24 protein-coding genes are annotated in these 23,801 nt (G+C 68.2%); 14 read left to right on the top strand and 10 right to left on the bottom strand.

All coding sequences use genetic code 11. From position 1 onward, the window contains the following. Window positions 1-10: 10 nt before the first annotated feature. Window positions 11-1,273: an isocitrate lyase gene (gene aceA, locus H5398_RS01220; RefSeq protein WP_370586031.1), complete on the bottom strand. Its 1,263-nt coding sequence runs from the start codon at window positions 1,271-1,273 to the stop codon at window positions 11-13. A gap of 146 nt (window positions 1,274-1,419) precedes the next feature. Here aceA and H5398_RS01215 point away from each other — a divergent pair, with 146 nt between their 5' ends. From H5398_RS01215 to fbaA, 6 genes are all read left to right on the top strand, one after another. Next, the gene (locus H5398_RS01215) at window positions 1,420-2,892 is read left to right on the top strand and encodes a helix-turn-helix transcriptional regulator (protein ID WP_182798693.1); all 1,473 of its coding nucleotides are present in this window, start codon (window positions 1,420-1,422) and stop codon (window positions 2,890-2,892) included. Between the two features lie 73 nt (window positions 2,893-2,965). Next, a complete protein-coding gene (locus tag H5398_RS01210) occupies window positions 2,966-3,745 on the top strand; it encodes a LemA family protein (RefSeq protein ID WP_182781641.1) in 780 nt (259 codons plus the stop codon). A gap of 204 nt (window positions 3,746-3,949) precedes the next feature. Continuing rightward, a complete protein-coding gene (locus H5398_RS01205; RefSeq protein ID WP_182781642.1) occupies window positions 3,950-4,495 on the top strand; it encodes a YceI family protein in 546 nt (181 codons plus the stop codon). A 91-nt stretch (window positions 4,496-4,586) separates the two neighbouring features. Then, window positions 4,587-5,222, top strand: coding sequence for a TrmH family RNA methyltransferase (locus tag H5398_RS01200; protein ID WP_182798692.1), 636 nt, complete (start codon window positions 4,587-4,589; stop codon window positions 5,220-5,222). Window positions 5,223-5,244: 22 nt separating this feature from the next. Then, window positions 5,245-5,784: a hypothetical protein gene (locus H5398_RS01195; RefSeq protein WP_182798691.1), complete on the top strand. Its 540-nt coding sequence runs from the start codon at window positions 5,245-5,247 to the stop codon at window positions 5,782-5,784. A 97-nt stretch (window positions 5,785-5,881) separates the two neighbouring features. Next, window positions 5,882-6,910, top strand: coding sequence for a class II fructose-bisphosphate aldolase (gene fbaA / locus H5398_RS01190; RefSeq protein WP_182781645.1), 1,029 nt, complete (start codon window positions 5,882-5,884; stop codon window positions 6,908-6,910). A 72-nt stretch (window positions 6,911-6,982) separates the two neighbouring features. On the opposite strand, the gene H5398_RS01185 is transcribed toward fbaA, so the two are convergent. Continuing rightward, the gene (locus H5398_RS01185; RefSeq protein ID WP_182781646.1) at window positions 6,983-7,333 is read right to left on the bottom strand and encodes a rhodanese-like domain-containing protein; all 351 of its coding nucleotides are present in this window, start codon (window positions 7,331-7,333) and stop codon (window positions 6,983-6,985) included. A 143-nt stretch (window positions 7,334-7,476) separates the two neighbouring features. On the opposite strand from H5398_RS01185, the gene H5398_RS01180 reads away from it, so the two are divergent. From H5398_RS01180 to H5398_RS01150, 7 genes are all read left to right on the top strand, one after another. Beyond that, window positions 7,477-8,994: a sugar ABC transporter ATP-binding protein gene (locus tag H5398_RS01180; RefSeq protein ID WP_182798690.1), complete on the top strand. Its 1,518-nt coding sequence runs from the start codon at window positions 7,477-7,479 to the stop codon at window positions 8,992-8,994. After that, window positions 8,991-9,998 (top strand): ABC transporter permease, encoded by a 1,008-nt coding sequence (locus tag H5398_RS01175; RefSeq protein WP_370585674.1) that lies wholly within the window; start codon window positions 8,991-8,993, stop codon window positions 9,996-9,998. Before H5398_RS01180 ends, H5398_RS01175 begins: the two co-directional genes overlap by 4 nt. A 65-nt stretch (window positions 9,999-10,063) precedes the next feature. Then, window positions 10,064-11,113 (top strand): ABC transporter substrate-binding protein, encoded by a 1,050-nt coding sequence (locus H5398_RS01170; protein WP_182798689.1) that lies wholly within the window; start codon window positions 10,064-10,066, stop codon window positions 11,111-11,113. A 147-nt stretch (window positions 11,114-11,260) separates the two neighbouring features. Beyond that, window positions 11,261-13,030 (top strand): L-fucose isomerase, encoded by a 1,770-nt coding sequence (locus H5398_RS01165; RefSeq protein ID WP_182798688.1) that lies wholly within the window; start codon window positions 11,261-11,263, stop codon window positions 13,028-13,030. 105 nt (window positions 13,031-13,135) lie between these two features. Then, the gene (locus H5398_RS01160; protein WP_182798687.1) at window positions 13,136-14,548 is read left to right on the top strand and encodes an FGGY-family carbohydrate kinase; all 1,413 of its coding nucleotides are present in this window, start codon (window positions 13,136-13,138) and stop codon (window positions 14,546-14,548) included. Further along, on the top strand, window positions 14,545-15,528 hold the full coding sequence (locus H5398_RS01155) for a LacI family DNA-binding transcriptional regulator (protein WP_182798686.1): 984 nt from the start codon (window positions 14,545-14,547) through the stop codon (window positions 15,526-15,528). The genes H5398_RS01160 and H5398_RS01155 overlap by 4 nt, the downstream gene beginning before the upstream one ends. 115 nt (window positions 15,529-15,643) lie before the next feature. After that, complete coding sequence (locus H5398_RS01150) at window positions 15,644-16,081, top strand: RbsD/FucU family protein (protein ID WP_182781652.1); 438 nt, start codon at window positions 15,644-15,646, stop codon at window positions 16,079-16,081. A gap of 267 nt (window positions 16,082-16,348) precedes the next feature. Here the strand turns inward: H5398_RS01150 and H5398_RS01145 are convergent, their stop codons facing one another. Genes H5398_RS01145 through H5398_RS01125 form a run of 5 tightly spaced genes read right to left on the bottom strand, consistent with a single transcriptional unit; the run spans window position 16,349 to window position 19,501 of the window. Next, window positions 16,349-17,398: a biotin/lipoate A/B protein ligase family protein gene (locus H5398_RS01145; RefSeq protein ID WP_182781653.1), complete on the bottom strand. Its 1,050-nt coding sequence runs from the start codon at window positions 17,396-17,398 to the stop codon at window positions 16,349-16,351. A gap of 23 nt (window positions 17,399-17,421) precedes the next feature. Further along, complete coding sequence (locus tag H5398_RS01140; RefSeq protein ID WP_182798685.1) at window positions 17,422-17,658, bottom strand: thioredoxin family protein; 237 nt, start codon at window positions 17,656-17,658, stop codon at window positions 17,422-17,424. 21 nt (window positions 17,659-17,679) lie between these two features. Next, the gene (locus tag H5398_RS01135) at window positions 17,680-18,720 is read right to left on the bottom strand and encodes a permease (RefSeq protein ID WP_220489039.1); all 1,041 of its coding nucleotides are present in this window, start codon (window positions 18,718-18,720) and stop codon (window positions 17,680-17,682) included. Window positions 18,721-18,723: 3 nt separating this feature from the next. Continuing rightward, the gene (locus tag H5398_RS01130; RefSeq protein ID WP_182781656.1) at window positions 18,724-19,026 is read right to left on the bottom strand and encodes a helix-turn-helix transcriptional regulator; all 303 of its coding nucleotides are present in this window, start codon (window positions 19,024-19,026) and stop codon (window positions 18,724-18,726) included. A gap of 46 nt (window positions 19,027-19,072) precedes the next feature. Then, window positions 19,073-19,501 (bottom strand): hypothetical protein, encoded by a 429-nt coding sequence (locus H5398_RS01125; RefSeq protein ID WP_182798684.1) that lies wholly within the window; start codon window positions 19,499-19,501, stop codon window positions 19,073-19,075. Window positions 19,502-19,626: 125 nt separating this feature from the next. Here H5398_RS01125 and H5398_RS01120 point away from each other — a divergent pair, with 125 nt between their 5' ends. Continuing rightward, the gene (locus H5398_RS01120) at window positions 19,627-21,294 is read left to right on the top strand and encodes an alpha/beta-hydrolase family protein (RefSeq protein WP_182798683.1); all 1,668 of its coding nucleotides are present in this window, start codon (window positions 19,627-19,629) and stop codon (window positions 21,292-21,294) included. Here the strand turns inward: H5398_RS01120 and H5398_RS01115 are convergent. From H5398_RS01115 to H5398_RS01105, 3 genes are read right to left on the bottom strand one after another with little or no spacing between them, the layout of a single operon-like run. After that, window positions 21,264-22,067, bottom strand: a complete 804-nt coding sequence (locus tag H5398_RS01115) for a sulfite exporter TauE/SafE family protein (protein WP_182798682.1) — start codon at window positions 22,065-22,067, stop codon at window positions 21,264-21,266. The genes H5398_RS01120 and H5398_RS01115 overlap by 31 nt on opposite strands. Next, the gene (locus H5398_RS01110) at window positions 22,064-22,411 is read right to left on the bottom strand and encodes a rhodanese-like domain-containing protein (protein ID WP_220489038.1); all 348 of its coding nucleotides are present in this window, start codon (window positions 22,409-22,411) and stop codon (window positions 22,064-22,066) included. Before H5398_RS01110 ends, H5398_RS01115 begins: the two co-directional genes overlap by 4 nt. Then, window positions 22,408-23,781, bottom strand: coding sequence for an MBL fold metallo-hydrolase (locus tag H5398_RS01105; protein WP_182798681.1), 1,374 nt, complete (start codon window positions 23,779-23,781; stop codon window positions 22,408-22,410). Before H5398_RS01105 ends, H5398_RS01110 begins: the two co-directional genes overlap by 4 nt. Window positions 23,782-23,801 lie beyond the last annotated feature (20 nt).

Here is a 23,801-nt window from a genome sequence, read left to right as displayed (position 1 = left end):
AGGTGGGGGGTCAGAACTGCGCGGACTCGGTGGAGTCCTCGAGGGCGGTGGTGGAGCTGGAGGGGTTGATCGCGGCGGCGATGGCGTCGAAGTAGCCGGTGCCGACCTCCCGCTGGTGACGGGTGGCGGTGTAGCCGCGCTCCTCGGCGGCGAACTCGCGCTCCTGCAGTTCCACGTAGGCGCTCATCTGGCGGGTGGCGTAGCCCTCCGCCAGTTCGAACATCGAGTAGTTGAGTGCGTGGAACCCGGCCAGGGTGATGAACTGGAACGTGTAGCCCATGGCGCCCAGCTCGCGCTGGAACTTCGCGATGGTGTCGTCGTCGAGGTGCTTCCTCCAGTTGAACGACGGCGAGCAGTTGTACGCCAGCATCTGGTCCGGGTGCTCCGCCTTGATGGCCTCTGCGAACTCCTTGGCGGCGGCCAGGTCCGGGACGCCGGTCTCCATCCAGAGCAGGTCGGCGTACTTGGCGTACGCCTTGCCGCGGGCGATGCTCGGCTCCATGCCGGGGCGCACCTTGTAGAAGCCCTCGCTGGTCCGCTCGCCGGTGATGAACTCCTGATCGCGCTCGTCCACGTCGGAGGTGATCAGGGTGGCGGCCTCGGCGTCCGTGCGGGCGATGATCACCGTCGGCACGCCCGCGACATCGGCCGCCAACCGGGCCGCGTTGAGGGTGCGCTCGTGCTGCTTGGTGGGGATGAGCACCTTGCCGCCGAGGTGGCCGCACTTCTTCTCCGCGGCCAGCTGGTCCTCCCAGTGCACCCCGGCTGCGCCGGAGGAGATCATGGACTTCATCAGCTCGTAGGCGTTGAGGCTCCCGCCGAAGCCGGCCTCGGCGTCGGCGACGATGGGAACCAGCCAGTCCTCGACCGTGCGGATGCCCTCGGCGTGCTCGATCTGGTCCGCGCGCAGCAGTGCGTTGTTGATCCGCCGGACCACCTGGGGCACCGAGTTGGCCGGGTACAGCGACTGGTCCGGGTAGGTGTGCCCGGAGAGGTTGGCGTCGGCGGCCACCTGCCAGCCGGAGAGGTAGATGGCCTTCAGGCCGGCCTTGACCTGCTGCACGGCCTGGTTGCCGGTCAGCGCGCCCAGCGCATTGACGAAGTCCTCGCTGTGCAGCTGCTCCCAGAGCTTCTCGGCGCCGCGGCGCGCCAGGGTGTGCTCCTCCTGGACGCGGCCGCGGAGGCGGACCACGTCGTCGGCTGTGTAGTCGCGCTGGACGTGGGTCCAGCGGGGGTTGATCTTCCAGTCGTACTTCAGGAGCTCTGCGGACATCGGGTCGTTCATGGGATTTCCTTCCGGTGGTGGCGGCTTCTCTGCTTGCCTCGGGCGGTGCGATGTCACCATCCTGGGCGGCTCTGCCAGCATTTGGTCAGAAATTCCTGGTGAAGAAACGCAGAAATTCCGTTAGCATCAATTTCATGCCAGTCGACGACGATGGACCCGTGCGCACCCAGGACCAGGAGGGGCCTTTCGACCCGTTTTCACTGGGACGACGGCTCCGCCACCTCCGCAAGGAGCGCGGCCTCACCCTGGCGCAGGTCTCGGGGGAGTCCGGGCTGGCCGCCTCCCAGCTCTCGCTCATGGAGAACGGCAAGCGCGAGGCCCGCCTTTCGCAGCTCCAGACGCTGGCCCGGGTCTACGGGGCGACCCTGGATGACCTGACCGCACCCGTGCCCAGCCGCCGGGCGCAGCTCGAGATCGAGCTGGAGCGCCTGATGCGGTCCCCGCTGGCCCGGGCCAAGGGGCTGCCCATGGTGCGGATCTCGCCCCGGATGCCAATCGATGTGCTCGAGGCGCTCGTCGCCCTGCACCGGGAGCTCGCCCACGACGCCGCGGAACGGATGGCCACGCCTGAGGAGGCGCGGCGGGCGAACGCGCAGCTCCGCGACGAGATGCGGGGGCGCGACAACTACTTCGGTGCCATCGAGGCTCAGGCCGCCGCCCTGCTGAAGCGGTGCGGCTATGTCTCCGGCCCCCTCTCCCAGCACCTCATCGGTGAGATCACGACGCACCTCGGCTTCACGCTGCACCACGTGGGGGACCTGCCGCATTCCACGCGCTCGGTGATGGACCTGAAGAACAAACGCATCTACCTGGCCGCGGCCTGGTCCAGGGAGTACGACCCCCGATCGGTCCTCCTGCAGGCGCTCGGCCATCACATCCTGGACCACGCGCCGCCGGCCAACTACGGCGATTTCCTCCGTCAACGCATCGAGACCAACTACTTCGCCGCGGCCCTCCTGCTCCCGGAGGGACCCGCCGTCGAGTTCCTCCAGAAGGCGAAGGCGCGACGGGAGCTGGCGCTCGAAGACCTGCGGGATTCCTTCGCCGTCAGCTACGAGGCGGCCGCGCACCGGTTCACCAACCTGGCGACGAAGCACCTCGGGATCCCAGTGCACTTCCAGCGAGTCCACGAGTCGGGAATCATCTACAAGGCCTACGAGAACGACGGAGTGGCGTTCCCCCGCGACAATCTCGGCGCCATCGAGGGTCAGCCCGCCTGCAGGTACTGGACCTCTCGCGAGGTGTTCGATGTCGCGGACAAGTTCAACGCCTTCAACCAGTACACCGACACGCCCACGGGCACCTTCTGGTGCACCGCGCGGGTCGAACGGACCGGCTCGGGTCTCTTCTCCACGGGGATCGGGGTGCGGTACCGGGACTCGAAGTGGTTCCGCGGCCGCGACACGAGGGAACACTCAGTGTCCACGTGCCCGGACCCCTCCTGCTGTAGGCGTGCCCCCGAGGATCTGGCGACGAGGTGGTCGGGGCACTCCTGGCCGAGCGCCCGCACCCACGCCCACCTGTTGGCGGCGCTGCCGCCCGGCACCTTCCCCGGCGTCGATGACACCGAGGTCTACCAGTTCCTGGACGCCCACCACCAGCAGTAGTGGGCCGGTGGTGTTGCTGCGGGTGAATCCTCGGCTGCGCTACCGTGAAGTCGACTGTTAGAAGGAGACCCCCGTGGACATCATCCTGATCATCCTCATCGTCCTGGTCGTCGTCGCTCTCGCCGTGGTGGGCTGGGGCGTGAGCGCCTACAACGGCTTCGTCCGGAGCCGCAACCTGATCCAGGAGTCGTGGCGCCAGATCGATGTTGAGCTCAACCGCCGCTACGAGCTGATCCCCAACCTGGTCGAGACCGTCCGCGGCTACGCCGCGCACGAGCGCAACACGCTCGAGCAGATCACCGCCCTGCGCAACACCGCCCGATCCCTCTCCCAGCAGAGCCACGGGCAGCCGAGCGAACAGCGCGCCGCCGTCGAGTCCGAGCTGACGCAGGCCGTGCACAACCTGCTGGTCTCGGTCGAGGCCTACCCGGATCTGAAGTCCAACACCAACTTCCTCGAGCTGCAGCGCGAACTGACCGATACCGAGGACCGGATCGCCGCCTCGCGCCGCTTCTACAACGCCAACGTGCGTGATTACAACACGCGCATCGAGTCGGTCCCGAGCAACATCATCGCCGGCTTCGCGAAGTTCGAGAAGGCCACCTACTTCGAGGTCAACGACCCGATCGTGCGCCAGGCCCCCGACGTGAACTTCGGGGAGATCTCGCAGCGTCCCACCGCCTCACCTGAGCCGCAGCAGCAGATCCAGGCGCCCAGGTACGACGACGTGGCTCAGCCCTACCAGCCGCCGCAGCGCGCCCAGGATCAGCCCCCGGCCCAGCCGGCGGTGCCCCCGCCGTCGCAGAATCCCACGCAGGGCGAGGGCGGCTACCGTCCCCCGTTCTCCAGCTGACCTGCGCGCCGAGGCCCGCTCCCATGCGTGGGGGCGGGCCTCGCGCATGCCCAGGGGAAGGATCCTCGCTGGTTGAGCCCGCCGCGGCGCGAAGCGCCCGCGGCGGCGTCGAAATGGACTCGGGTGTGATGAAACTCTGAACTGGTTGACATTTCAACAACAGTCGTTTAAGGTTGTACCAACAGCCCACGAAAGGAACATCTCATGGCCCTCAACGAACTCAACGGCACCTACGTTCTCGATCCCTCCCACAGCACCTTCTCCTTCGTGACCCGCCATGCGATGGTCACCAAGGTCCGCGGCTCCTTCGAGCAGTTCGAGGGTGCGGCAGTTGTCGACGCCGCCAACCCCGCCAACACCAAGCTGGACGTCACCATCGACGCTGCGTCGATCACCACCCGCAACGCCGACCGCGACGGTCACATCCGCTCCGCCGACTTCTTCGACGTCGAGAACCACCCCACCTGGACCTTCAAGGGCACCGACTTCGCCATCAAGGGCGACGTCGTCGAGGTGACCGGCGACCTCACCATCAAGGACACCACCCGTCCCATCACCCTCCCGCTGGAGTACCAGGGCGCCGCCAAGGACCCCTTCGGCAACGTCCGCGTGGGCTTCGAGGGCTCCACCGACATCCTGCGCTCTGACTTCGGTCTCACCTGGAACGCCGCCCTCGAGACCGGCGGCTTCCTGGTCTCGGACAAGGTCGCCATCGAGGTTGAGATCTCCGCGATCCAGCAGGCCGCCTGATCCACCCACACAGCGCCCCGGCCGGTCGGCCGGGGCGCTGGTGCGTCCCCGGCGCTTGCCTCTCAGGGCGGAGTGGGACAAGCTTCGCTCCGTGACCGACGCCGAGCCCCACGACCCGACGGCGCCCACCGTCGGCGTCGGCCCGCACCCCCAGCCCTGGCCCGACGACGAGCGCCTGGATCCCGAGCTCCTCGCTGAGGGCGACCGCCGCAACGTGATCGACCGGTACCGCTACTGGCGGATGGAGGCGATCGTCGCGGACCTCGACCGGACGCGGGTGCCCCTGCACGTGGCAATCCAGAACTGGGAGCACGACTTCAACATCGGCTCGATCGTCCGCACAGCCAACGCCTTCAATGTCGCGGCGGTGCACATCGTGGGTAGGCGACGGTGGAACCGCAGGGGAGCGATGGTGACCGACCGCTACCTGCACGTTGTCCACCACGAGGACGAGGCGTCGCTGTTGGCTCACCTCGCCGAGCAGGGCGTGACCCCGATCGGGGTCGACAATCTTCCAGGGTCGGTGCCGCTCGAGACCGCACAGCTCCCAGAGCGCTGCTGCCTGGTCTTCGGCTCCGAGGGCCCGGGCCTGACCGAGGCGATGGTCGCGGGGTGCGAGCGCCTCGTCGCGATCACGCAGCGGGGATCGACCCGCTCGATGAACGCCGGCGCCGCCGCGGCCATCGCGATGTACCACTGGAGCCTCCAGCACGCCGGCCCTCGCTGACCCGCGGGCTATTGTGGCGACCATGCAGCCAGAGCGTTTCGCGGCGGGCCTGACCCCCCTTCCGACGGCGGCCCGCGTGACACAGAAGCGCGGTGCGCTCCGCTGGCGGATCATCTCCACCGTCATCTCGCTGGCCATCCTGGCCGTCATCATCCTCACCATCGGACGCGACTGGCCGCAGGAGTGGACCATCGCCATGGTGGCGATCTGGGTGGGCTCGTCGGCTTTCTGGATCGTGGTCTCGGTGTTCGGCCTGCAGCGCGCCAAGCGTGACCTTGGCCGCATCCAGGACGGAGTCGCGTTCTACCTCGATCCCGACGGTGTCGAGTTCGTCACCCCGCCTGCGCCGCCAGTCCCGTGGGATCGCGTCACGGCCCTCAAGCTCACCGGGGGACTCTCCGGTGCCGGGCCGTCCGTCGTACTGGAGGCCGACGGTGTCGCGGTGGCCAAGGTGCCCGCAAGCTTCGTCGACGCCAGCCCGGCGGTGATCGACTCGGCTGCCCGGGCCTACTCGCTCGGCCGCGTCGGATTGGACGTCTCAGCGCTCGACAGGGTGCTCTGAGCTGAGCGCTCCTGAGTGCTGACCCCGCCCTCCCTCCCGGGACCCTGAGGCGATAAGGTTGGGGCGACCCGAAGTCTCACTCAGAAAAGAGGCATCCATGCCCATTGCTACTCCCGAGATCTACGCCGAAATGCTCGATCGGGCCAAGGCGAACAAGTTCGCCTACCCGGCTATCAACATCACCTCATCGTCGACGGTGACCGCGGCCATCCAGGGGTTCGCGGAGGCTGGCTCTGACGGCATCATCCAGGTTTCGACCGGCGGCGCCGAGTACGCCTCCGGGTCCACCATCAAGGACAAGGTCACCGGCGCCGCTGCGCTCGCGGCGTACGCGCAGGAGGTGGCGAAGAACTACCCCATCCAGATCGCGCTGCACACCGACCACTGCCCCAAGGACAAGCTGGACTCGTTCGTCCGTCCGCTGCTGGCCATCTCGGCCGAGCGCGTGAAGAACGGACAGCTCCCCCTGTTCCAGTCCCACATGTGGGACGGCTCGGCCGTGCCGATGGAGGAGAACCTGCAGATCGCTGACGAGCTGCTCGCCCTCACCAAGGCCGCCAACATCATCCTCGAGATCGAGGTCGGTGTCGTCGGTGGCGAAGAGGACGGCGTCTCCGCCGAAATCAACGACAAGCTCTACACCACCATCGAAGACGGCATGCGCACCATCGAGGTGCTCGGCCTGGGCGAGAAGGGTCGCTACATGACGGCCCTCACCTTCGGCAACGTGCACGGTGTGTACAAGCCGGGCGCGGTCAAGCTGCGTCCCGAGGTGCTCAAGGAGATCCAGGACGCCGTCGGCGCCAAGTACGGCAAGGACAAGCCGTTCGACCTGGTCTTCCACGGCGGTTCCGGCTCCACCGCACAGGAGATCTCCGACGCGGTTGACTTCGGCGTCATCAAGATGAACGTGGACACGGACACGCAGTACGCGTACACCCGTCCCGTCGTCGGTCACATGTTCAGCAACTACGACGGCGTCCTCAAGGTCGACGGCGAGGTGGGCAACAAGAAGCACTACGACCCGCGCGCGTGGGGCAAGCTGGCCGAGGCCGGCATGGCCGCCCGCATCGTGGAGGCGTGCGAGAACCTCCGCTCCGCCGGCACCACCATGGGCGCCAAGTGAGCTGAACCACGGTTCGAACGGCGTGTGGCCGGTCCCTTCGGGGGCCGGCCACACGCCGTTTTCGGTCTGGGGCTACTTCAGGGAGGTGTAGGCGCCGCCGTCGATGAGGCTGGTGAAGCCCAGGTCCTCCATGATGTCGATCGCGGCCGCGGACCGGTTGCCGGAGCGGCAGTACACGACGTAGGTGTCGTCCTTGGGGAGCTCTCCGACGCGGTCGGCGAAGTCCGCGGCCTGGACGTCGATGTTGAGCGCGCCTTCGATGTTGCCGGCCGCGTACTCGGAGGGGGTGCGCACATCGATGACCGTGGCGCCGTCGGTGATTGCCGTGCGTGCGGTGTCGGCGCCGGCGTCGGAGCATCCGCTGAGCCCGAGCAGGGCGGCGACGGCGACGAGGAGGGCGAGGAGGGGCATGCGTAGCTTCATGCGCACAGTCTATACCCCTACGGGTATACGTTCGTCACAGTTCGGTAACGACGGTGGCACCTCGGATCGCGGAATGATAGCGTTAGCATCCGTCGGGCTGGGCGCGAGAGCCCAACCGATCCGGCAGGTACGAAGGAGTACGTGTGACCAAACTTCTAGAGCTGAAGAACGTCTCGAAGACGTTCCCGGGCGTGAAAGCGCTGAGCAACGTCCACCTGGATCTCAACGCGGGCGAGGTGCTCGGCCTGTGCGGCGAGAACGGCGCCGGCAAGTCCACGCTGATGAAGATCCTCACCGGCATCTATACCCCGGATCCCGGGGCGGAAATCTGGCTGCAGGGCAAGCGGGTGGAGGTACGCAACACCAACCATGCCCGTGACCTTGGCCTCAGCATCATCCATCAGGAACTCAACATGGTTCCTGACCTCACCGTCGCCCAGAACCTGTTCCTCGGCCGCCCCGGCAGCCACAAGGGCGGCTACATCGACGACGCCAAGCTCAACCGTGAGGCCGCAGAGCTGATCGACAGGCTCGGCATGAACCTCAATCCCAAGACCTATGTCCGCGACCTCTCCGTCGCGCGCCAGCAGATGGTCGAGATCGCGCGCGCCCTGTCCTACGATTCGCGGATCCTGGTCATGGACGAGCCGACGGCGGCCCTCACGCTCGCCGAAACCGACGCGCTCTTCGGCATGATCCGCGACTTCATCACGCCGGAGACCGGCCTGATCTACATCTCCCACCGTATGCCGGAGATCGAGGAGATCACCGATCGAGTCTCCGTGCTGCGTGACGGCCAGTACATCGGCACCGTCGTCACCAAGGAGGTCGAGATCCGCGAGATCATCTCGATGATGGTGGGCCGCGAGGTCTCGGGCGACGCCCGACCCCGCACCAAGCCGGTCTCCGACGAGGTGGTCCTCAAGGTCGCAGGCCTCAACAGCAAGAAACTTGTCCGGGACGTGGGCTTCGAGGTCCGCAAGGGTGAGGTGCTCGGATTCGCAGGGCTGATGGGCGCCGGGCGCACCGAGGTGGCTCGTGCCGTCTTCGGCGCGGACCCACGCACCAGCGGAGACATCTTCGTGCACGGCCAGAAGGTGAACATCCGCACCGCGGCAGACGCCGTCCGCGCCGGCATCGGCTACCTCTCCGAGGACCGGAAGCAGTTCGGGGTCCTGCTGGATCAGGACGTCAAGGCCAACACTGCCATGGCGGCCATGAAGGACTTCCACATCGGCGGCTTCATCCTCGACGGCAAGATCAAGACTGTCGGCACCGAGTACTCGCAGAAGCTGCGCGTCAAGACCCCCAACGTGAATCAGCTGCTGGGAAAGCTCTCGGGCGGCAACCAGCAGAAGGTGGTCATCGCGAAATGGCTCGTGCGCAACTGCGACGTGCTGATCTTCGACGAGCCCACCCGCGGCATCGACGTCGGCGCCAAGGAGGAGATCTACAACCTCATCGAGCAACTGTCCGGGCAGGGCAAGGCGATCATCGTCATCTCGTCCGAGCTGCCGGAGGTGCTGCGCGTGTCGCACCGCATCGCCGTCATGGCACACGGGCACATCACCGGCTTCCTCGACAACGAGGACGCCTCCCAGGAGAACATCATGGAGCTCGCCACCGTCGGCATGGCTCAGTTGAAAGGACACGCAGCGTGAGCACTGACACCGCCACCAAGGCAGCACCAGCCGAACCATCCCGGGTGCAGCAGTTCCTCAAATCGTCGCTGCAGCAGGTGTTCGTCTTCGCCGCGCTGATCGTGGTGTTCGTCTTCTTCATGATCTTCGCGCCCAACTTCAACGCCGGCGTCGTCATCCCCAACATCCTGCTCCAAGCCGCCGCCATCGGCACGATGGCGCTCGGGGCGACGTTCGTGATCGCCACCGGCGGCATCGACCTGTCGGTGGGCACCGGCATGACGTTCACCGCCGTCATGGCGGGCGTGTTCATGTCCGCGGAGTTCATGAACCTCCCCCTGGGCATCGGCCTGCTCCTCACCATCGTGGTGGGCGCGGCGATGGGCCTGGTCAACGGCCTCCTCATCGCGTATCTCCACATCCCGCCGTTCATCGCCACGCTCGCGATGATGATGGTCACCCGAGGGTTGTCTCTGATCATCTCCAACGCCTCCAGCATCAAGATCGCCAACCCGGACTATTCGCTGATCTCCAACGGGCGGATCATCCCCTTCCTGTCCAACGCGGCGCTCATCTTCGTCTTCATGGGCATCATCGCCGCCGTCATCCTCGGGAAGACCCTGCTCGGGCGCTACGCCCTGGCGATCGGCTCCAACGAGGAGGCCACCCGGCTGTCGGGCATCAACGTGAAGTTCTGGAAGGCGCTCGTCTATGTCACCGCCGGCGTGTTCACCGCCTTCGGCGCCATCCTCTACTCCGGCCGCTTCGGCTTCGTCCAGCCCGCTGAGGGTCTGGGCATGGAGCTCCAGGTCATCGCGGCCGTGGTCATCGGCGGCACCTCGCTCTCCGGTGGCCGCGCCAACATCGTCGGCACCATGATGGGCGCCCTGCTCATGATGACGCTGACCGTCGGCCTCCAGATGATGGGCGTCGCCCAGCAGTGGCAGCTCGTCGTGACCGGCGTCGTCGTCCTCCTCGCCGTCTACGCGGACATTCTGCGCCGTCAGCGCGCCTCCGCCGTCTAGATCCACCCACAACTTCATCCACGTCACGGGAGGGCGGTCCTCCCAGAAACCGAAAGGAAACCGCCATGCGCATGCTGCGCTCCGCACTGGCAGTGTCGTCAGTGCTTGTCCTGGGCCTCACCGCCTGCTCCACCTCGTCCACCACCACCTCCTCCGCGCCGGCCCCGGCAGAGAGCAGCTCGGCTCCCGCCGAGTCGTCGGCTCCCGCCGAGTCCTCGGCTCCCGCCGAGGGTGACGTCCCCATGGGCGACGGCACCCAGACCATCTACCTCGTCTCCAAGGGCTTCCAGCACCGCTTCTGGCAGGCCGTCAAGCAGGGCGCGGAGGAGGCCGGCAAGGAATACAACTACAAGGTCGAGTTCGTCGGCCCGGAGAACGAGCAGGCCGTCACGCAGCAGCTCGACCAGCTCCGCACCGCCCTGCAGTCCGCGCCCGCCGCCATCGGCTTCGCCGCCCTCGACTCCGGCGCAGCAGGCCCCGTCCTGGCCGAGATCCAGGCCGCGAACATCCCGATCATCGCCTTCGACTCCGGCGTGGACTCCGACATCCCGCTGACCACCGTCTCCACCGACAACAAGGCCGCCGCCGCTGAGGCTGCCAAGAACATGGTGGAGTTGCTGGGCGGCACCGGCACCGTCGGCATGGTCTGCCACGACCAGACCTCGGCCACCGGCAAGCAGCGCTGCGAGGGCTTCCAGGAGTACATGGCCGCCAACGCGCCCGACATCAAGGTCCTTGACCCCCAGTACGCGGGTGAGGTCGGCCTCGCCGCCAACACCGCCAAGGCGCTCATCCAGGCCAACGCGGACATCACCGGCATCTACGGCTCCAACGAGGCCTCGGCCATCGGCGCGCTCCAGGGCGCCATCGAGTCCGGCAAGGAACTGACCGTGGTCGGCTTCGACTCCGGCAAGGCCCAGCTCGACGCCATCCGCAACGGCCAGCAGGCCGGCGCCATCACCCAGTCGCCCGTCAAGATGGGCTACGAGACCGTCGTCGCCGCCATCCGCGCCATCGACGGCCAGGAACTGCCGAAGATCATCGACTCCGGCTTCGCCTGGTACGACGCCAGCAACATCGACGATCCCGACATCGCCGCAAACCTCTACGAGTGAGAGATACGGGGTGGGCCTTCGGGCCCACCCCGTCCCACGCCCCCACATCCCGTACCCCGGGCGCAGCCCCTGCCGGCCAGCTGCGCCCACCGCACCGCACCGGCACCCATGAGAACCGCAAGACATTGATCAAAGAAGGTGTGTTTCGTGTCCAACTACCCCAAGATCGGCATTCGCCCCATCATCGACGGGCGGCGCAACGGCGTCCGTGAGAGCCTCGAAGACCAGACCATGAACATGGCGCTGCGCGTCAAGGAACTGTATGAGGCCGAGCTGCGCTACCCCGACGGCACCCCCGTCCAGGTGGTCATCGCCGACTCGACGATCGGCCGAGTCCCCGAGGCCCAGGCCACGGCTGAGAAGTTCAAGCGCGAGAACGTTGGCCTGACGCTGTCGGTCACGCCGTGCTGGGCGTACGGCTCCGAAACCATCGACATGGACCGCACCATGCCCCACGCCATCTGGGGCTTCAACGGCTCGGAGCGCCCGGGGGCCGTCTACCTCGCCGCCGCGCTCGCCGGTCACACCCAGCTGGGCATCCCCGCCTTCGGCATCTACGGCGAAGAGGTCCGCGACGCCGACGACGACTCCATTCCCGACGATGTGCGCCAGCGGCTGCTGGACTACGCGGGCGCGGGCCTCGCCGTCGCGCTCATGAGGGGCAAGTCCTTCCTCTCCATCGGCGGCGTGTCCATGGGCATCGCCGGCTGCGTGGTCAAGGAGGAGTTCTGGAACTACTGGCTCGGCATGCGCAACGAGTACGTGGACATGGTGGAGCTCGAGCGCCGCATCAAGCTCGGCATCTACGACGAGGCCGAGTACGAGAAGGCCTACGCCTGGGTGCGCGAGAACCTCGTCCAGGGGGAGGACTTCAACCCCGAGGAATGGCAGCGCTCCGCCGAGGACCACGAGGAGTGGTGGGCCTACGTCACCAAGCTCGTCCTGATCGGCCGCGACCTCATGATCGGCAACCCGAAGCTCGCCGAGAAGGGGTTCGGGGAGGAGGCGCTGGGTCACGGCGCGCTCGTCTCCGGCTTCCAGGGGCAGCGCCAGTGGACCGACTACCTGCCCAACGGCGACCTGATGGAGACCCTCCTCAACACCCAGTTCGACTGGAACGGCAAGCGCCAGCCGCAGGTCATGGCCACGGAGAACGACAACCTCAACGGCGCCTCGATGCTGTTCAACTACCTGCTGACCAACCGCGCGCAGATCTTCTCCGACGTGCGCACCTATTGGAGCGCAGATGCCATCGAACGCGTCACGGGGCACCGCCCCGAGGGCCGCGCAGCCCAAGGCATCATCGATCTGCGCAACTCCGGAGCCACAACCCTGGACGGCACCTTCGCCGCGAAGGACGCCGACGGCAACGCCTGCATCAAGCCCTGGTGGGACCTGACGGACGAGGACATCGCCGCGATGACCGAGGCCACGACCTTCCACCCGGCCAACACCGGCTACTTCCGCGGCGGCGGCTTCTCCACCCACTTCCGCTCAGCGGGAGACGTGCCGGTCACCATGACCCGGATCAACTGGGTCGACGGGCTGGGGCCGGTCCTGCAGCTGGCCGAGGGCTACACCGTCGAACTGCCCGACGAGGTGGCCAAGACCATCGAGCTGAGGACCGATCCGGGCTGGCCCACCACCTGGTTCGTGCCCACCATCACCGGCGAGGGCGCCTTCACCTCCGTCTACGACGTGATGAACGCCTGGGGCTCGAACCACGGCGCGATCAGCTACGGCCACATCGGCCACCAGCTCATCACGATGGCCTCGATGCTCCGCATCCCCGTCAACATGCACAACGTGTCGAGGGAGCGGATCTTCCGCCCGAAGAACTGGCTGGGCTTCGGTTCCGCCGATCTGGAGAGCGCCGACTACCGCGCCTGCGCGCAGTTCGGTCCGCTCTACAACTGACGTCTCGGGTTCCCCCAGCCTGAGGCAGTGACCCCGCCGCGACCCATACTGGTGACGCGGCGGGGTTTCACCCCCCGCCGCCCCGATCCCACCAGGAGGACCACCGTGAATCCAGTCACCGCGCTGGCCGTGGACCTCGGTTCGTCGTCGGGTCGGGTCATCGCCGGCACCTTCCGCGACGGCAGGGTGGAGGAGGTGGAGGTGCGGAGGTTCGCCCACGAAGCCTCGATGCAGCGCGGGTACCTGTCCTGGGATCTGGACTTCATCTGGGCCGAGGTGGTGGAGGGGCTGCGGGACGCCGTCGCCCGCTTCCCCGACGCGATCAGCGTCTCGGTCGACACCTGGGGCGTGGACTACGTCCCCCTCGATGCCGAGGGCGATCGGCTCACCCCCGGACGCGCCTACCGCGACGAGCGCACCGCCCGGACCCACGCGGCGTTCCGCGCTCAGCTCAGTGATCAGGCCGCCTGGGACGCCACCGGCATCGCCCCGGCCACCATCAACACCGCCAACCAGCTGTTCGCCTTCCTGGCGGAGGAGCCGGAGGTCGCGGCGAGGGTGGATCAGATTCTTCTGCTGCCCGACTACTTCACCTTCCTGCTCTCCGGGGTCCGTGGCTGGTCCCGGTCGCACGCGTCGTCGACGGGTCTCTGCCGCCCGGGGGCCCACGAGTTCAGCGACGAGGTGTTCGCCGCGCTCGGCATCCCGCGACTCTGGGTGGGGGAGGTAACCCGAGAGCACGCCGTCGTCGGGCCGTGCACCGTCGCAGGGCTGGAGCAGCTGACGGTGGTCACCGCCGGCGCGCACGATACCGCCTGCGCGGTTCACGCACTTCAACGCGACGTGGACGACGAGTCCTACTTCCTGTCCTGCGGGTCCTGGTCGGTGCTGGGCGTGCTCCGCGACGAGCCGCTCGTGTCACGTGAGGCCTACCAGTTGGGGCTCACCAATGAGGCGCGCGCCGACGACGGGCTACGCCCCCTGTTCAACATCACGGGGCTGTGGATCCTGCAGGAGTGCCAGCGTGAGTGGAGGGCCACCGGCGGCGTCCACGACATCGTGGAACTGGTGGGGCGGGCCAGGGCCGCCGAGCCGCTGGGCTACCTGATCAACCCCGACGAGCCGCAGTTCGCGCAGCCCGGAGGCATGGTGGGGCGGGTGACCGACGCGCTGCGCGCCCAGGGCGCTGACGTGGACCGGCTCGACGAGGGGGCCGTCGTGAGGGTGGTCCTCGAGTCGTTCGCCGCCCGCTACGCGCGAGGGGCGGCGGATCTCGCGGCCCTCACCGGCCGCCCGGCCAAGCAGCTCAACCTCGTCGGTGGAGGCTCCCGCAACGCGCTCCTCTGCCAGCTGACCGCCGACGCGATCGGGGTGCCGGTCATCGCCGGGCCGGTTGAGGCCTCCGTCCTCGGCTCGCTGCTGGCGCAGCTCGAGATCATGGGCCGGCTGGATCCGGGCGAACGTAACGCTGTGATCGGCGCGTCGGCGAGAACCGTGCGCTACGAGCCGCGGCCATGAGTAGGCGGGGCGAGCGGGCGAATCTCCGCGACATCGCCGAGGCCGCGGGGGTCTCGATGCAGACGGCGTCGCGGGTGGTGCGCGGCGTTGACGTGGTGGCCGAGGCCACGCGCGCCCGGGTGCTGGCCGCCATCGAGGAGCTCAACTACCAGCCCAACATGGCGGCGCGCTCGCTGTCGGCCCGCCGCACCGGGTCCATCCACATCATCGACGCGGTGCCGCTGCTCCACGGCCACGCCACCACCTACGTCGTGATCTGCCAGCAGCTGGCGGCGCTGGGCCTGCATATCTCCACCTCCGTCGTCAGGTCCGAGCTCGGCGGGCTCGCGCTGCGCGAACTCGTGCCGGTAGGCGCCGACGGTGTGGTGATCCTCGGCGGTCGCTACGAGCCGGGGGAGTGGGTCAACACGGTGGCCACCCGGCTGCCTACGGTCTACGTGGGTCAGGTCAAGGAGCTGCCGCCGCTGGCCGTCGGGGTCGCGGTGGATCACCGGGCCGGAGCGCTGATGGCCGTCGAACACCTCGTCGGGAGGGGCGCCACGCGGATCGCCCACGTGGAGGGGCCCACTGAGTGGATCGACGCGCGGTTGCGGCACGAGGGCTACCTCGCCGGCTGCGCGGCGGCCGCCCTCGAGCCGTTGGTCCTCCAGGCCGGATCCTGGGACGCCGCGGCTGCCAGCCCGTTGATGACCGGTCTGGATCGGCGCGTGGACGGGATCTTCGCGGCCAACGACCACCTCGCACTGGGCTCCATGACCGCACTCCAGTTGGCGGGGCGGAGGGTGCCCGGCGAGGTCCGGGTGGTGGGGTTCGACGATGCGTTGGGCTCGGAGTCGTTCCTGCCGCCGCTGACCACCGTCCGTCAGGACTTTCGGGCGGTGGGAGAAGCGGCCGTGGCAGCGCTGAGCCTCCTGCTCAACGGTGACGAGGCCCACTCCACCATCATCACGCCCACCCTGGTGGTGCGCTCCAGCACGTGATCACCACGGCGGCAGGAAGCCGTGCACCGTCCCGGTGCACCCCTTCGGCCGTTGAACCTCAGGACAACCCAATCCGCCGGAGGCCCTCCGCGTCGGCCCAGATCAAAGGAGAACAATGCTCTACGGACCCATGACCCACCCCCAGCTCCTCGGCGCTCTCGGTCGCGCCGGCCACAGCTCCAAGGTCCTCATCACCGACGGCAACTACCCGGCGGCCACCGGCGCCCCCGTCTCGGCGGAGCGGATCTACCTCAACCTGGCGCCCGGGCTGCTGACGGTCTCAGACATCCTCGAGGTGCTGAAGCTCACCATCCCGATCGAGCAGGCGGGGATCATGGTCCCCGCCGCGGACGCCACAGAGGTGCCCGAGTCCATCCCGGCGCACGACGAGTACCGCGCGGCATTGCCGGGCATCGAGGTGGTGGAGATCCCGCGGTGGGACTTCTACGACGTTGCGAAGTCCGAGGACGTGTCCGTCGTGATCGTGAGCGCGGACCAGCGGCTGTACGCGAACCTGATCCTCACTGTCGGGGTCCGCCAGCCCGGCGAGTAAGTGTCCGGTGACTCGATCCCTGAGGAGGTGCACCGCTGAAGCGGGGGTGGCGGTGTCTTCCCTTCGATCCCTGAGGAGGCGCACCGCCGTAGGCGCGGGTGCCGTCTCGAAGGGTCGTGTCGTGACCTGGCAAGGGTTCTTGCTGCGGGTTTGAGTGACGACCCTTCGAGACGTCCCACGGTCGCTTCGCGACGCGGAACTCCTCAGGGAGCGGGGTAGTGGGTCCCACGGTCGCTTCGCGACGTGCAACTCCTCAGAGGAGCGAGGTCAGGGGATCCGCTTGGTCCACGCCTCGGAGGAGAACTTCGTCTCCACCAGGTGCTGAGCGGCGGCCAGCTCCGCGTCGGTGTAGCCCCGACGCTGGGTGGCGTAGCGCCCCTCGAAATGGGCGAGGAACGACGCAATGATCTGATCGCGGGGGAGGCGGGTCTGCGATCGCAGCGGGTCTACCCTCTTATTCGCGGACTTCGTGCCCTTGTCGGAAAGCTTCTCGCGGCCGATGCGCAACACCTCGAGCATCTTGTCCGCGTCAATGTCGTAGGCCATGGTCACGTGGTGCACCACCACTCCACCCGTCACGCGACGCTGAGCGGCGCCGGCGATCTTGCCCTTGTCCGAGGCGATGTCGTTGAGCGGCACATAGCGGGCGTTGACGCCGAGCTCGGCCAGAGCGCCCATCACCCACTGGTCCAGGAACTCGTAGCTACGTTCGAAGCTCAGCCCCTCCACCAGCGACGCGGGCACCACCAGCGAGTAGGTCACGCAGTTGCCGGGTTCCATGAACATAGCCCCGCCGCCGGTGATCCGGCGCACCACGTTGATGCCGTGGCGCCCCCGGCCCTCGTCGTCGATCTCGTTGCGGTAGGACTGGAAGGATCCGATCACCACCAGCGGCTGGTCCCAGTCCCAGATGCGGAGGCTGGGGTTGGCCTCGCCTCGGGCGAGCCTGCCTGCGATCACCTCGTCGAGGGCGACGTGCATCCGCGGATCCATCGAGACCGGGCCTATGACGTCGAACAGGTGATCCGACCAGTCGGAGGCGTGCCCCAGGGCGCGGCGCACCGCGATGCCCACTGCCTCGGGGGTGAAGCCGATCAGTGTCGCGGCGGGGTCCAGCCGGGCGACGATGGCGGCGGCGAGATCCGCGACAGACGACGTGTCCGGCATGCCGAGCAGGGCGCCGTTGATGTCGTCGAGCGCCTCGTCGGGCTCCAGGAAGAAGTCCCCCGAGACCGCGGCCTCGGTGATCTGGCCGTCGTCACTCTCCACATCGACCGCGACCAGCTTGCCGCCCGGGACCTTGTACTCACCACGCATGCCCCGACCCTATCGGGGCACTCCTAGCGGGCTTGGATCAGCTCCACGATCTGGGTGGGCGTGGGGACGCGGCCGTAGGAGACGACGTCGCCGTCGATCACCAATCCTGGGGTGGACATCACGCCGTGGGCCATGATGTCGGCGTATTCGGTGACCTTCTCCACGTCGGCGTCGACGCCGAGCCGGGTCAGCGCTTCCCGGACGTTCTTCTCGAGGTTGACGCAGTTCTTGCAGCCGGGGCCGAGGACCTTGATCAGCATGGGGGTTCCTTCTCTCTTGGGTCAGACGAACAGGTTGAAGACGAATCCGATGGCCATGATGGCCATCGCGACGCTGCCGAAGTACAGCGCCAGGAGCTTGGGCTTGAGCACCTGCTTGAGCAGGATGAACTCCGGCAGGGACAGGGCGACGGTGGCCATCATGAACGACATCACCGTGCCAAGCGCCATGCCCTTGGTCCACAGCGCTTCGGCGATGGGGATCACCCCTGCCGCGTTGGCGTACAGGGGCACGCCGGCCAGCGTGGCGAGCACGACCGCGAACGGGTTGTCCGCGCCGGCGTAGGTGGCGAAGAAATCGGTGGGCACCCAGCCGTGGATGACCGCGCCCACTCCGACGCCGACGAGGATCCACTTCCAGACCCGGCCCACAATGTCGCGGGTCTCCTCGAGGGCCGCCTCCACCCTCTCGTGCAGTGTCGGGCGGTGGCCGTCGGCGTGCAACACGGCGACGGGGGTCTTGAAGACGAAGTCCGCGACGAGGTGGTCCAGCTTGAGCCGGCTGTAGATGAAGCCCAGGGTCACGGCTGCGGTCAGCCCCGCGACCACGTAGGCGATGGTGTTGGGGATCCCGAAGGTGTCTGCCAGCAGCACGACGGCCACCTCGTTGACCAGCGGAGACGCGATGAGGAACGTCAGTGTGACTGCCAGCGGGATGCCCGCGCCCACGAAGCCGATGAACAGCGGGATGGAGCTGCAGGAGCAGAACGGTGTGATGGCCCCGAACAGGGCGGCCAACACGAGCGAGAGCCACAGCGGCTTCCCCTCCAGGAACACGCGCACCCGCTCGGGGCGCAGCGTGGTGCGAACCAGGCCGATCACGAAGATCATGCCGACCAGCAGCAGGAGGATCTTGGAGGTGTCGTACAGGAAGAAGTGGACGGCGCCTGGGATGCGCTGGGCCAGGTCCAGCCCCATGGCGCGCTCGAACAGTGCGTCCCAGAGGACCTCGTTGAGCGCGTACAGCCCGGCCCAGACGACGGCGGCCGCCGCCAGGGCGGCGATCAGGCCTCTGGTGGAGCGGGGGGTGAGTGTCGCGGACACCGGTCAGCCTCTCAACTCGCCGGGCAGGGCGGAGCGGACAAGCGCGGCGGCGCCGTCGGCCAGCGTGTAGTCGATCCAGCGGCCGCGGCGGGTGCCGACGATCAGGCCGGCCTCGCGCAGCACCTTGAGGTGGTAGCTGAGCAGGTTGGGGGCGATGTCGATCGTGGCCTGGAGGTCGCAGACGCATTGTGTCGACGACGACAGCCGCGACAGCACCCGCCACCGGATGGGGTCCGCGACGGCCTGCAGCACCGCCACCGCGCGGTCCTCGCGCAGGGTCAGTTCAATGAGGCTTGATTCAAGCATGGTTGAATCGTACGCCTCTGGTGGACGGGCGGCAGGCCGGGGTGGGTTAGGCGCTGGAATCCGGGGTGGCAAGGAGCCGGCGTACCCCGCTGCGGGCGAACATGAGGGCGAGGATGAGAGCGGTGACGGCCCAGAAGCCGCCGAGCTTCACGCTGTCGCCGAAGAGCAGGGCGATCAGCTCCAGGACGACGAACTTGCTGCTGATGAGCAGCGCCCAGAGCATGAGGCCAGCGACGATGCGGCCCACCGGCGTCGTGGCTGCCTTGAACCGTGCCTTGGCCCGATCCTTCAATGCCACCACCACCTCCAGCACCAGCTTGAGGATGACGGCCGTGAGCAACGAGAGCGTGAAAGTCTCTGAGATCACAGCGGGCATGTACTCCGCGGCCAGGTTGAGGACCACCACGTAGACGAAGACATCGACCACATCTGCGGCCGACAGCCACCGACGCCGGGGTGCCGCAGGATCTGCCATGGGCTCATCCTAGGGACGCGTCCCCCCGGATCGGGGGAGGTGCCCACGAGGCACACTGCCGTAGCCTGTGTGCCGGCGGTACGCCCGGTGGGGGCGTTGGACCCGCACCGCACACGGAGGGTCACATGAAGCAGCACCTTCAGCAGTTTCTGCGCAGCCTGAACCCGGTAGGTGTCGCGGTGGGGGCCGTCCTGCTGGCGCTGTCGCTCACGCCGTCGCTGCTTCCGAGGCCCGCGGTCCTGCAGGGTGTGGGCTCCGGCATAGTGTTCGGCGTCGGCTACCTGATCGGCGTGGCGCTGGCCGTCCTGGGGGCGAGGCTGACCCGGTGGCGTCCACCGCAGGAGTGGCTGCATTGGCTGCGTCTGGTGGGATGGCCCCTGTACGGCGCGGTCCTGATCGCTGCCATGATCGGCGGCGTCGCCGCGCAGAACGAGGTGCGCCGCCTCGTCGAGCTGCCCCCGCAGGACAACGTCAACATTCTCGGGTTCGTGGTGGCGTTGGCTGTTGCCAGCCTGGCGAGCCTCGGACTCGGCCGCCTGGTCCGCTCCGCGTGGCGGCGCACGCTGGGTCGGATGGTGGAGGGCGGACGCACGCCCGCCGTCGCCCTCAAGCTGGCGAGCCTCCGGGCCGCCGTGGCGTCGGTCCTGATCCTGGCCCTGCTGGGCATCGGCTTCTTCGGGCTGCTCAACGTCGCATACCGGGGCATCAACGGCCAGCCGGCGGGCGGTGTCGTCGCGCCGGACTCCCCGGAGCGCTCAGGCGGGCCGGGGTCGGAGGTGTCGTTCGATGAGCTGGGGCGCCAGGGTGGAGACTTCGTCACCGGTGGCCCGACGGCCGACGAGATCAGCGCGCTCACGGGGAAGCCGGCGATGACGCCCGTGCGCGTGTATGTGGGCGTCGGGGCCGGCGGAACGCTCGCGGACCGGGTGGCCACCGCCGTCCGGGAACTCGTGCGCACCGGCGGCTTCGAGCGCGAGGTGCTCGTGGTCGCCGCCACGACCGGCTCAGGCTGGGTGGAGCCGCAGGGCGTGGACTCCGTCGAGTACCTGCACTCGGGTGACACCGCCACGGTGGCCCTCCAGTACGCCTACACGCCGAGCTTCGTGTCCGCGGTCACGGCGCCGGAGCTCACGGTCGAGGCCGCCTCCGCGCTGTTCACCGGGGTGCGGGGTCACTGGCTCACCCTGCCGGAGGAGGAGCGCCCCAAGCTGGTGGTCTACGGGCTCAGCCTCGGCGCCCAGGGCCTGATGAACGCATTCGGCACCCTGGGTGCGCTCACCGAGCGCACCCAGGGTGCGCTGCTCGTCGGGCCCACCTACGCCACGCCCCTGTGGCAGGAGCTGCAGGCCGCGCGCGACGCAGGATCACCGCCGTGGCAGCCGGTCCTCGACGGCGGGCAACGGGTGCGCTGGGCCTCGCAGTCCGGAGACTTCGACACGCTGGAGGGGGACTGGTCCGAGCCGCGGGTGGCCATCCTCCAGCACGCAACTGATCCGATCACCTGGCTGGGGCCTGAGCTCATCTGGCAGCGCCCGGAGTGGTTGACCGAGGGCGGCAGGGCGCCGGACGTGAGTCCGCACATGCGCTGGATCCCGGTGGTGACTGCGGTCCAGGTATTCCTGGACATGCTTGTCAGCGTGGACGTCCCCGCCAGGCACGGGCACGCGTTCGGCGACGTGATGATCGACGGCTGGGTGGCCGTCACCGGCGACGGGGGCCTCGATGAGGCGACGATCGCGGAGATCCGCGCCGTCATCGAGGACTATTGGGTGATCAAGCCCGTCAACGTCTGAGCCAGGATCGCCAGCGAAGTCACGCCGAGCAGCGCCGCGAAACCGAGGCCCAGGGTCCTGGCCGGGAGCCGTCGGCCCACCCTGCCGCCGAGGATGGCGCCGACGGCGGCCAGCGCGCTGAACCATCCGATCATCGCCCAGTCGATGTCGGTGGCCACCGTCAGCCTGGTGGCGAGCGCCACCAGCGAGTTCAGCACGATGACCAGCAGAGACGTGGCCACCGCCTGCTGCATTGTGAACCCCAGGGCGAGCACGAGTGCGGGGACGATGGCGAACCCGCCACCCACTCCGAAGAACCCTGTCAGCAGGCCTACCCCGGTCGCGGTCAGCGCCGCGAGGCCGACCTGGCGCCAGTTGACGCGAAGCGGTTCGCGTTCAATCATGGGCGGCACGTGGCGCGGCGAGGCCGACGACGGGCGAAGGAATTTCTTCGCCATCACAGCCGCGACGACGAGCAGCAGCACCGCGAACAGGGCCATGAGCACGTTGCCCGGCATCTGCATCGACATCAGCGATCCGCCGATCGCCCCCGCGGAGCCCAGTGCGGCGAACGCCACCCCTTCGGAGGGGCGGACAAGACCGGCCCGCCAGTGCCCGATCATCCCGGCGCTGGCCGTGACGCTGACCACGATCAGCGAGCCGGCCATCGCGGCGGCAGGCGGCTGACCCGCCAGATACACCAGCACCGGGACGGTGATGATCGCCCCGCCGCCCCCGAGTGCCCCCATGATGAGGCCCACGGCAATGGCCAGGGGGGCGATCCACCACGTCATCGGCTGCCTGAGCCCGCCCCGTGGAGGCGCGCCGAGACGGCGAGACCCGCGGAGATCCAGCCCAGGGTCCCGCCGCTGACGGAGATCGCCTGACGCCCGGCGTCGGCCAGCGCGCGCGCCCCGGTCATCGACCGGCGGCCGCTGCGGCAGACCACATAGATGGGGCGGTCCGTCGGCACCTCGTTGACCCGCGACGCGACCTCGCCGAGCGGGATCAGGATCGCCGACGGCACGTGGCCCTCGGCGTACTCATCCGGTTCACGGACGTCGAGGATGAAGTCGCCCCGCTTCCAGGCCGCGTGCAGCTCCGAGATGGTGCACTCGACGACATCGGCCGTGCTCACTGCGCACTCGCCATCGGCAGGCCGTTCTTCTCTGCGTTCTCGAAGTTGTCGTCGATGATGACGACGTTGAGGCCCTTCGCCGCCAGGATCGAGCCAGCGATGGAGGAGCGGTAGCCGCTCTGGCAGTGCACCCAGATCTCGCCGTCTGGGGCCTCGCTGATGCGCGTGAGCAGGTCGTGGAGCGGGATGTTGACGGCGCCGTCGATGTGCGCGGTGTCGTATTCGGAGGTGCGCCGCACGTCGAGGATCTCCACCTGACGGTGGTGCCGGACCTGGCTGAGGTCGCCGAAGTTCGCCTGCTGCAGCGTGGCGGGGGCGTCGGTCCAGTCCTCCGGGGTGCCGGTGGCGCTGGCGGCGATGTGCTCGATGCCGATGCGCACCAGCTCCCGCTGCGCCTCGGCCACCTGCTCCCTCGACTCGCCGAGAAGCGTCAGCGGGGTGCCCCACGGGATCATCCAGCCGATGTAGGTGGAGAGCTGGCCGTCCAGGCCGAAGTTGAAGCTGCCGGGCACGTGGCCGGCGGCGTAGGCCGTGCGATTGCGCAGGTCCACCACCCACTCGCCCTTCTCGAGGCGGGCGCGGATCTCGTCCTTGTCCGCCTGCGTGGGCTCGGCGAGGTCGGGCGCGCCGGGACCGGACGAGTTGGCCGGGGCCATGTGCGCGTAGTAGGCGGGGTAGACGTCCAGGCCGGCCAGGATCTCGTCGATCCACTCGGCCTCGTCCTGCGTCAGCACCGGGTTGGTGCGCTTCTCGCGCCCGATCGTGGACTCGGTGCCGCTGGTCTGCGTGGCGGCGCAGAAGCTGCCGAAGCCGTGCGTGGGCATGATTTCCGTGGCGTCCGGGAGCTCGGTGGCGAGGCGGTGTGCAGAGTGGTACTGGTGCCGGACCAGGTCGTGGGTGTGCGCGGCGCCGAGCAGGTCCGGGCGTCCGGTGGCACCGAACAGCAGGGATCCCCCGCTGAAGACCGCCTGACCCTGGGCGTCGTCGTCGTCCGCGGTGGGGTTGAAGAGGACGTAGGACAGGTGGGTGAACGTGTGCCCGGGGGTGGCCAGCGCCTTGACCGACATGGTGGGTGACACCTCCACCACCTGCTCGTCGACGATGGGCGTGCGCTCAAACGACACCGTGTCTGCGGCGTTGACGTAGTAGTCCGCGCCGCGTTCGCGCGCCAGGGCCAGGCCGCCGGTGACGTAGTCGTTGTGGATGTGGGTCTCGAAGACTGCACTCAGCTGCACGCCCTCGTCGTCGAGGATCGTCGTGACGCGATCGATGTCGCGCTGGGGGTCGATGACGAACGCCACGTTCCCGTCGTGGACCACGTAGCTGCGGTCGCCGAGGGTCGGGGTGGCAATTGTGATGATCTTGGCCATGGGTCACTCCTTCGTTTCAC

It is taken from the genome of Tessaracoccus sp. MC1679, assembly GCF_014164775.1.
In the GTDB taxonomy this organism is placed as follows: domain Bacteria; phylum Actinomycetota; class Actinomycetes; order Propionibacteriales; family Propionibacteriaceae; genus Arachnia.
The sequence above is the reverse complement of the archived record's forward strand: the minus strand, read 5'-3'. Positions and strand labels throughout refer to the sequence as shown.

What these genes read in the sequence shown, in the direction of transcription:
- H5398_RS01205 (WP_182781642.1), top strand. Translation starts at nt 3,950, where the DNA reads ATGGCCCTCAACGAACTCAACGGCACCTACGTTCTCGATCCCTCCCAC.
- fbaA (WP_182781645.1), top strand. Translation starts at nt 5,882, where the DNA reads ATGCCCATTGCTACTCCCGAGATCTACGCCGAAATGCTCGATCGGGCC.
- H5398_RS01155 (WP_182798686.1), top strand. Translation starts at nt 14,545, where the DNA reads ATGAGTAGGCGGGGCGAGCGGGCGAATCTCCGCGACATCGCCGAGGCC.
- aceA (WP_370586031.1), bottom strand. Translation starts at nt 1,273, where the DNA reads ATGTCCGCAGAGCTCCTGAAGTACGACTGGAAGATCAACCCCCGCTGG.
- H5398_RS01215 (WP_182798693.1), top strand. Translation starts at nt 1,420, where the DNA reads ATGCCAGTCGACGACGATGGACCCGTGCGCACCCAGGACCAGGAGGGG.
- H5398_RS01195 (WP_182798691.1), top strand. Translation starts at nt 5,245, where the DNA reads ATGCAGCCAGAGCGTTTCGCGGCGGGCCTGACCCCCCTTCCGACGGCG.
- H5398_RS01115 (WP_182798682.1), bottom strand. Translation starts at nt 22,067, where the DNA reads ATGACGTGGTGGATCGCCCCCCTGGCCATTGCCGTGGGCCTCATCATG.
- H5398_RS01185 (WP_182781646.1), bottom strand. Translation starts at nt 7,333, where the DNA reads ATGAAGCTACGCATGCCCCTCCTCGCCCTCCTCGTCGCCGTCGCCGCC.
- H5398_RS01150 (WP_182781652.1), top strand. Translation starts at nt 15,644, where the DNA reads ATGCTCTACGGACCCATGACCCACCCCCAGCTCCTCGGCGCTCTCGGT.
- H5398_RS01120 (WP_182798683.1), top strand. Translation starts at nt 19,627, where the DNA reads ATGAAGCAGCACCTTCAGCAGTTTCTGCGCAGCCTGAACCCGGTAGGT.
- H5398_RS01105 (WP_182798681.1), bottom strand. Translation starts at nt 23,781, where the DNA reads ATGGCCAAGATCATCACAATTGCCACCCCGACCCTCGGCGACCGCAGC.
- H5398_RS01170 (WP_182798689.1), top strand. Translation starts at nt 10,064, where the DNA reads ATGCGCATGCTGCGCTCCGCACTGGCAGTGTCGTCAGTGCTTGTCCTG.
- H5398_RS01145 (WP_182781653.1), bottom strand. Translation starts at nt 17,398, where the DNA reads ATGCGTGGTGAGTACAAGGTCCCGGGCGGCAAGCTGGTCGCGGTCGAT.
- H5398_RS01130 (WP_182781656.1), bottom strand. Translation starts at nt 19,026, where the DNA reads ATGCTTGAATCAAGCCTCATTGAACTGACCCTGCGCGAGGACCGCGCG.
- H5398_RS01140 (WP_182798685.1), bottom strand. Translation starts at nt 17,658, where the DNA reads ATGCTGATCAAGGTCCTCGGCCCCGGCTGCAAGAACTGCGTCAACCTC.
- H5398_RS01125 (WP_182798684.1), bottom strand. Translation starts at nt 19,501, where the DNA reads ATGGCAGATCCTGCGGCACCCCGGCGTCGGTGGCTGTCGGCCGCAGAT.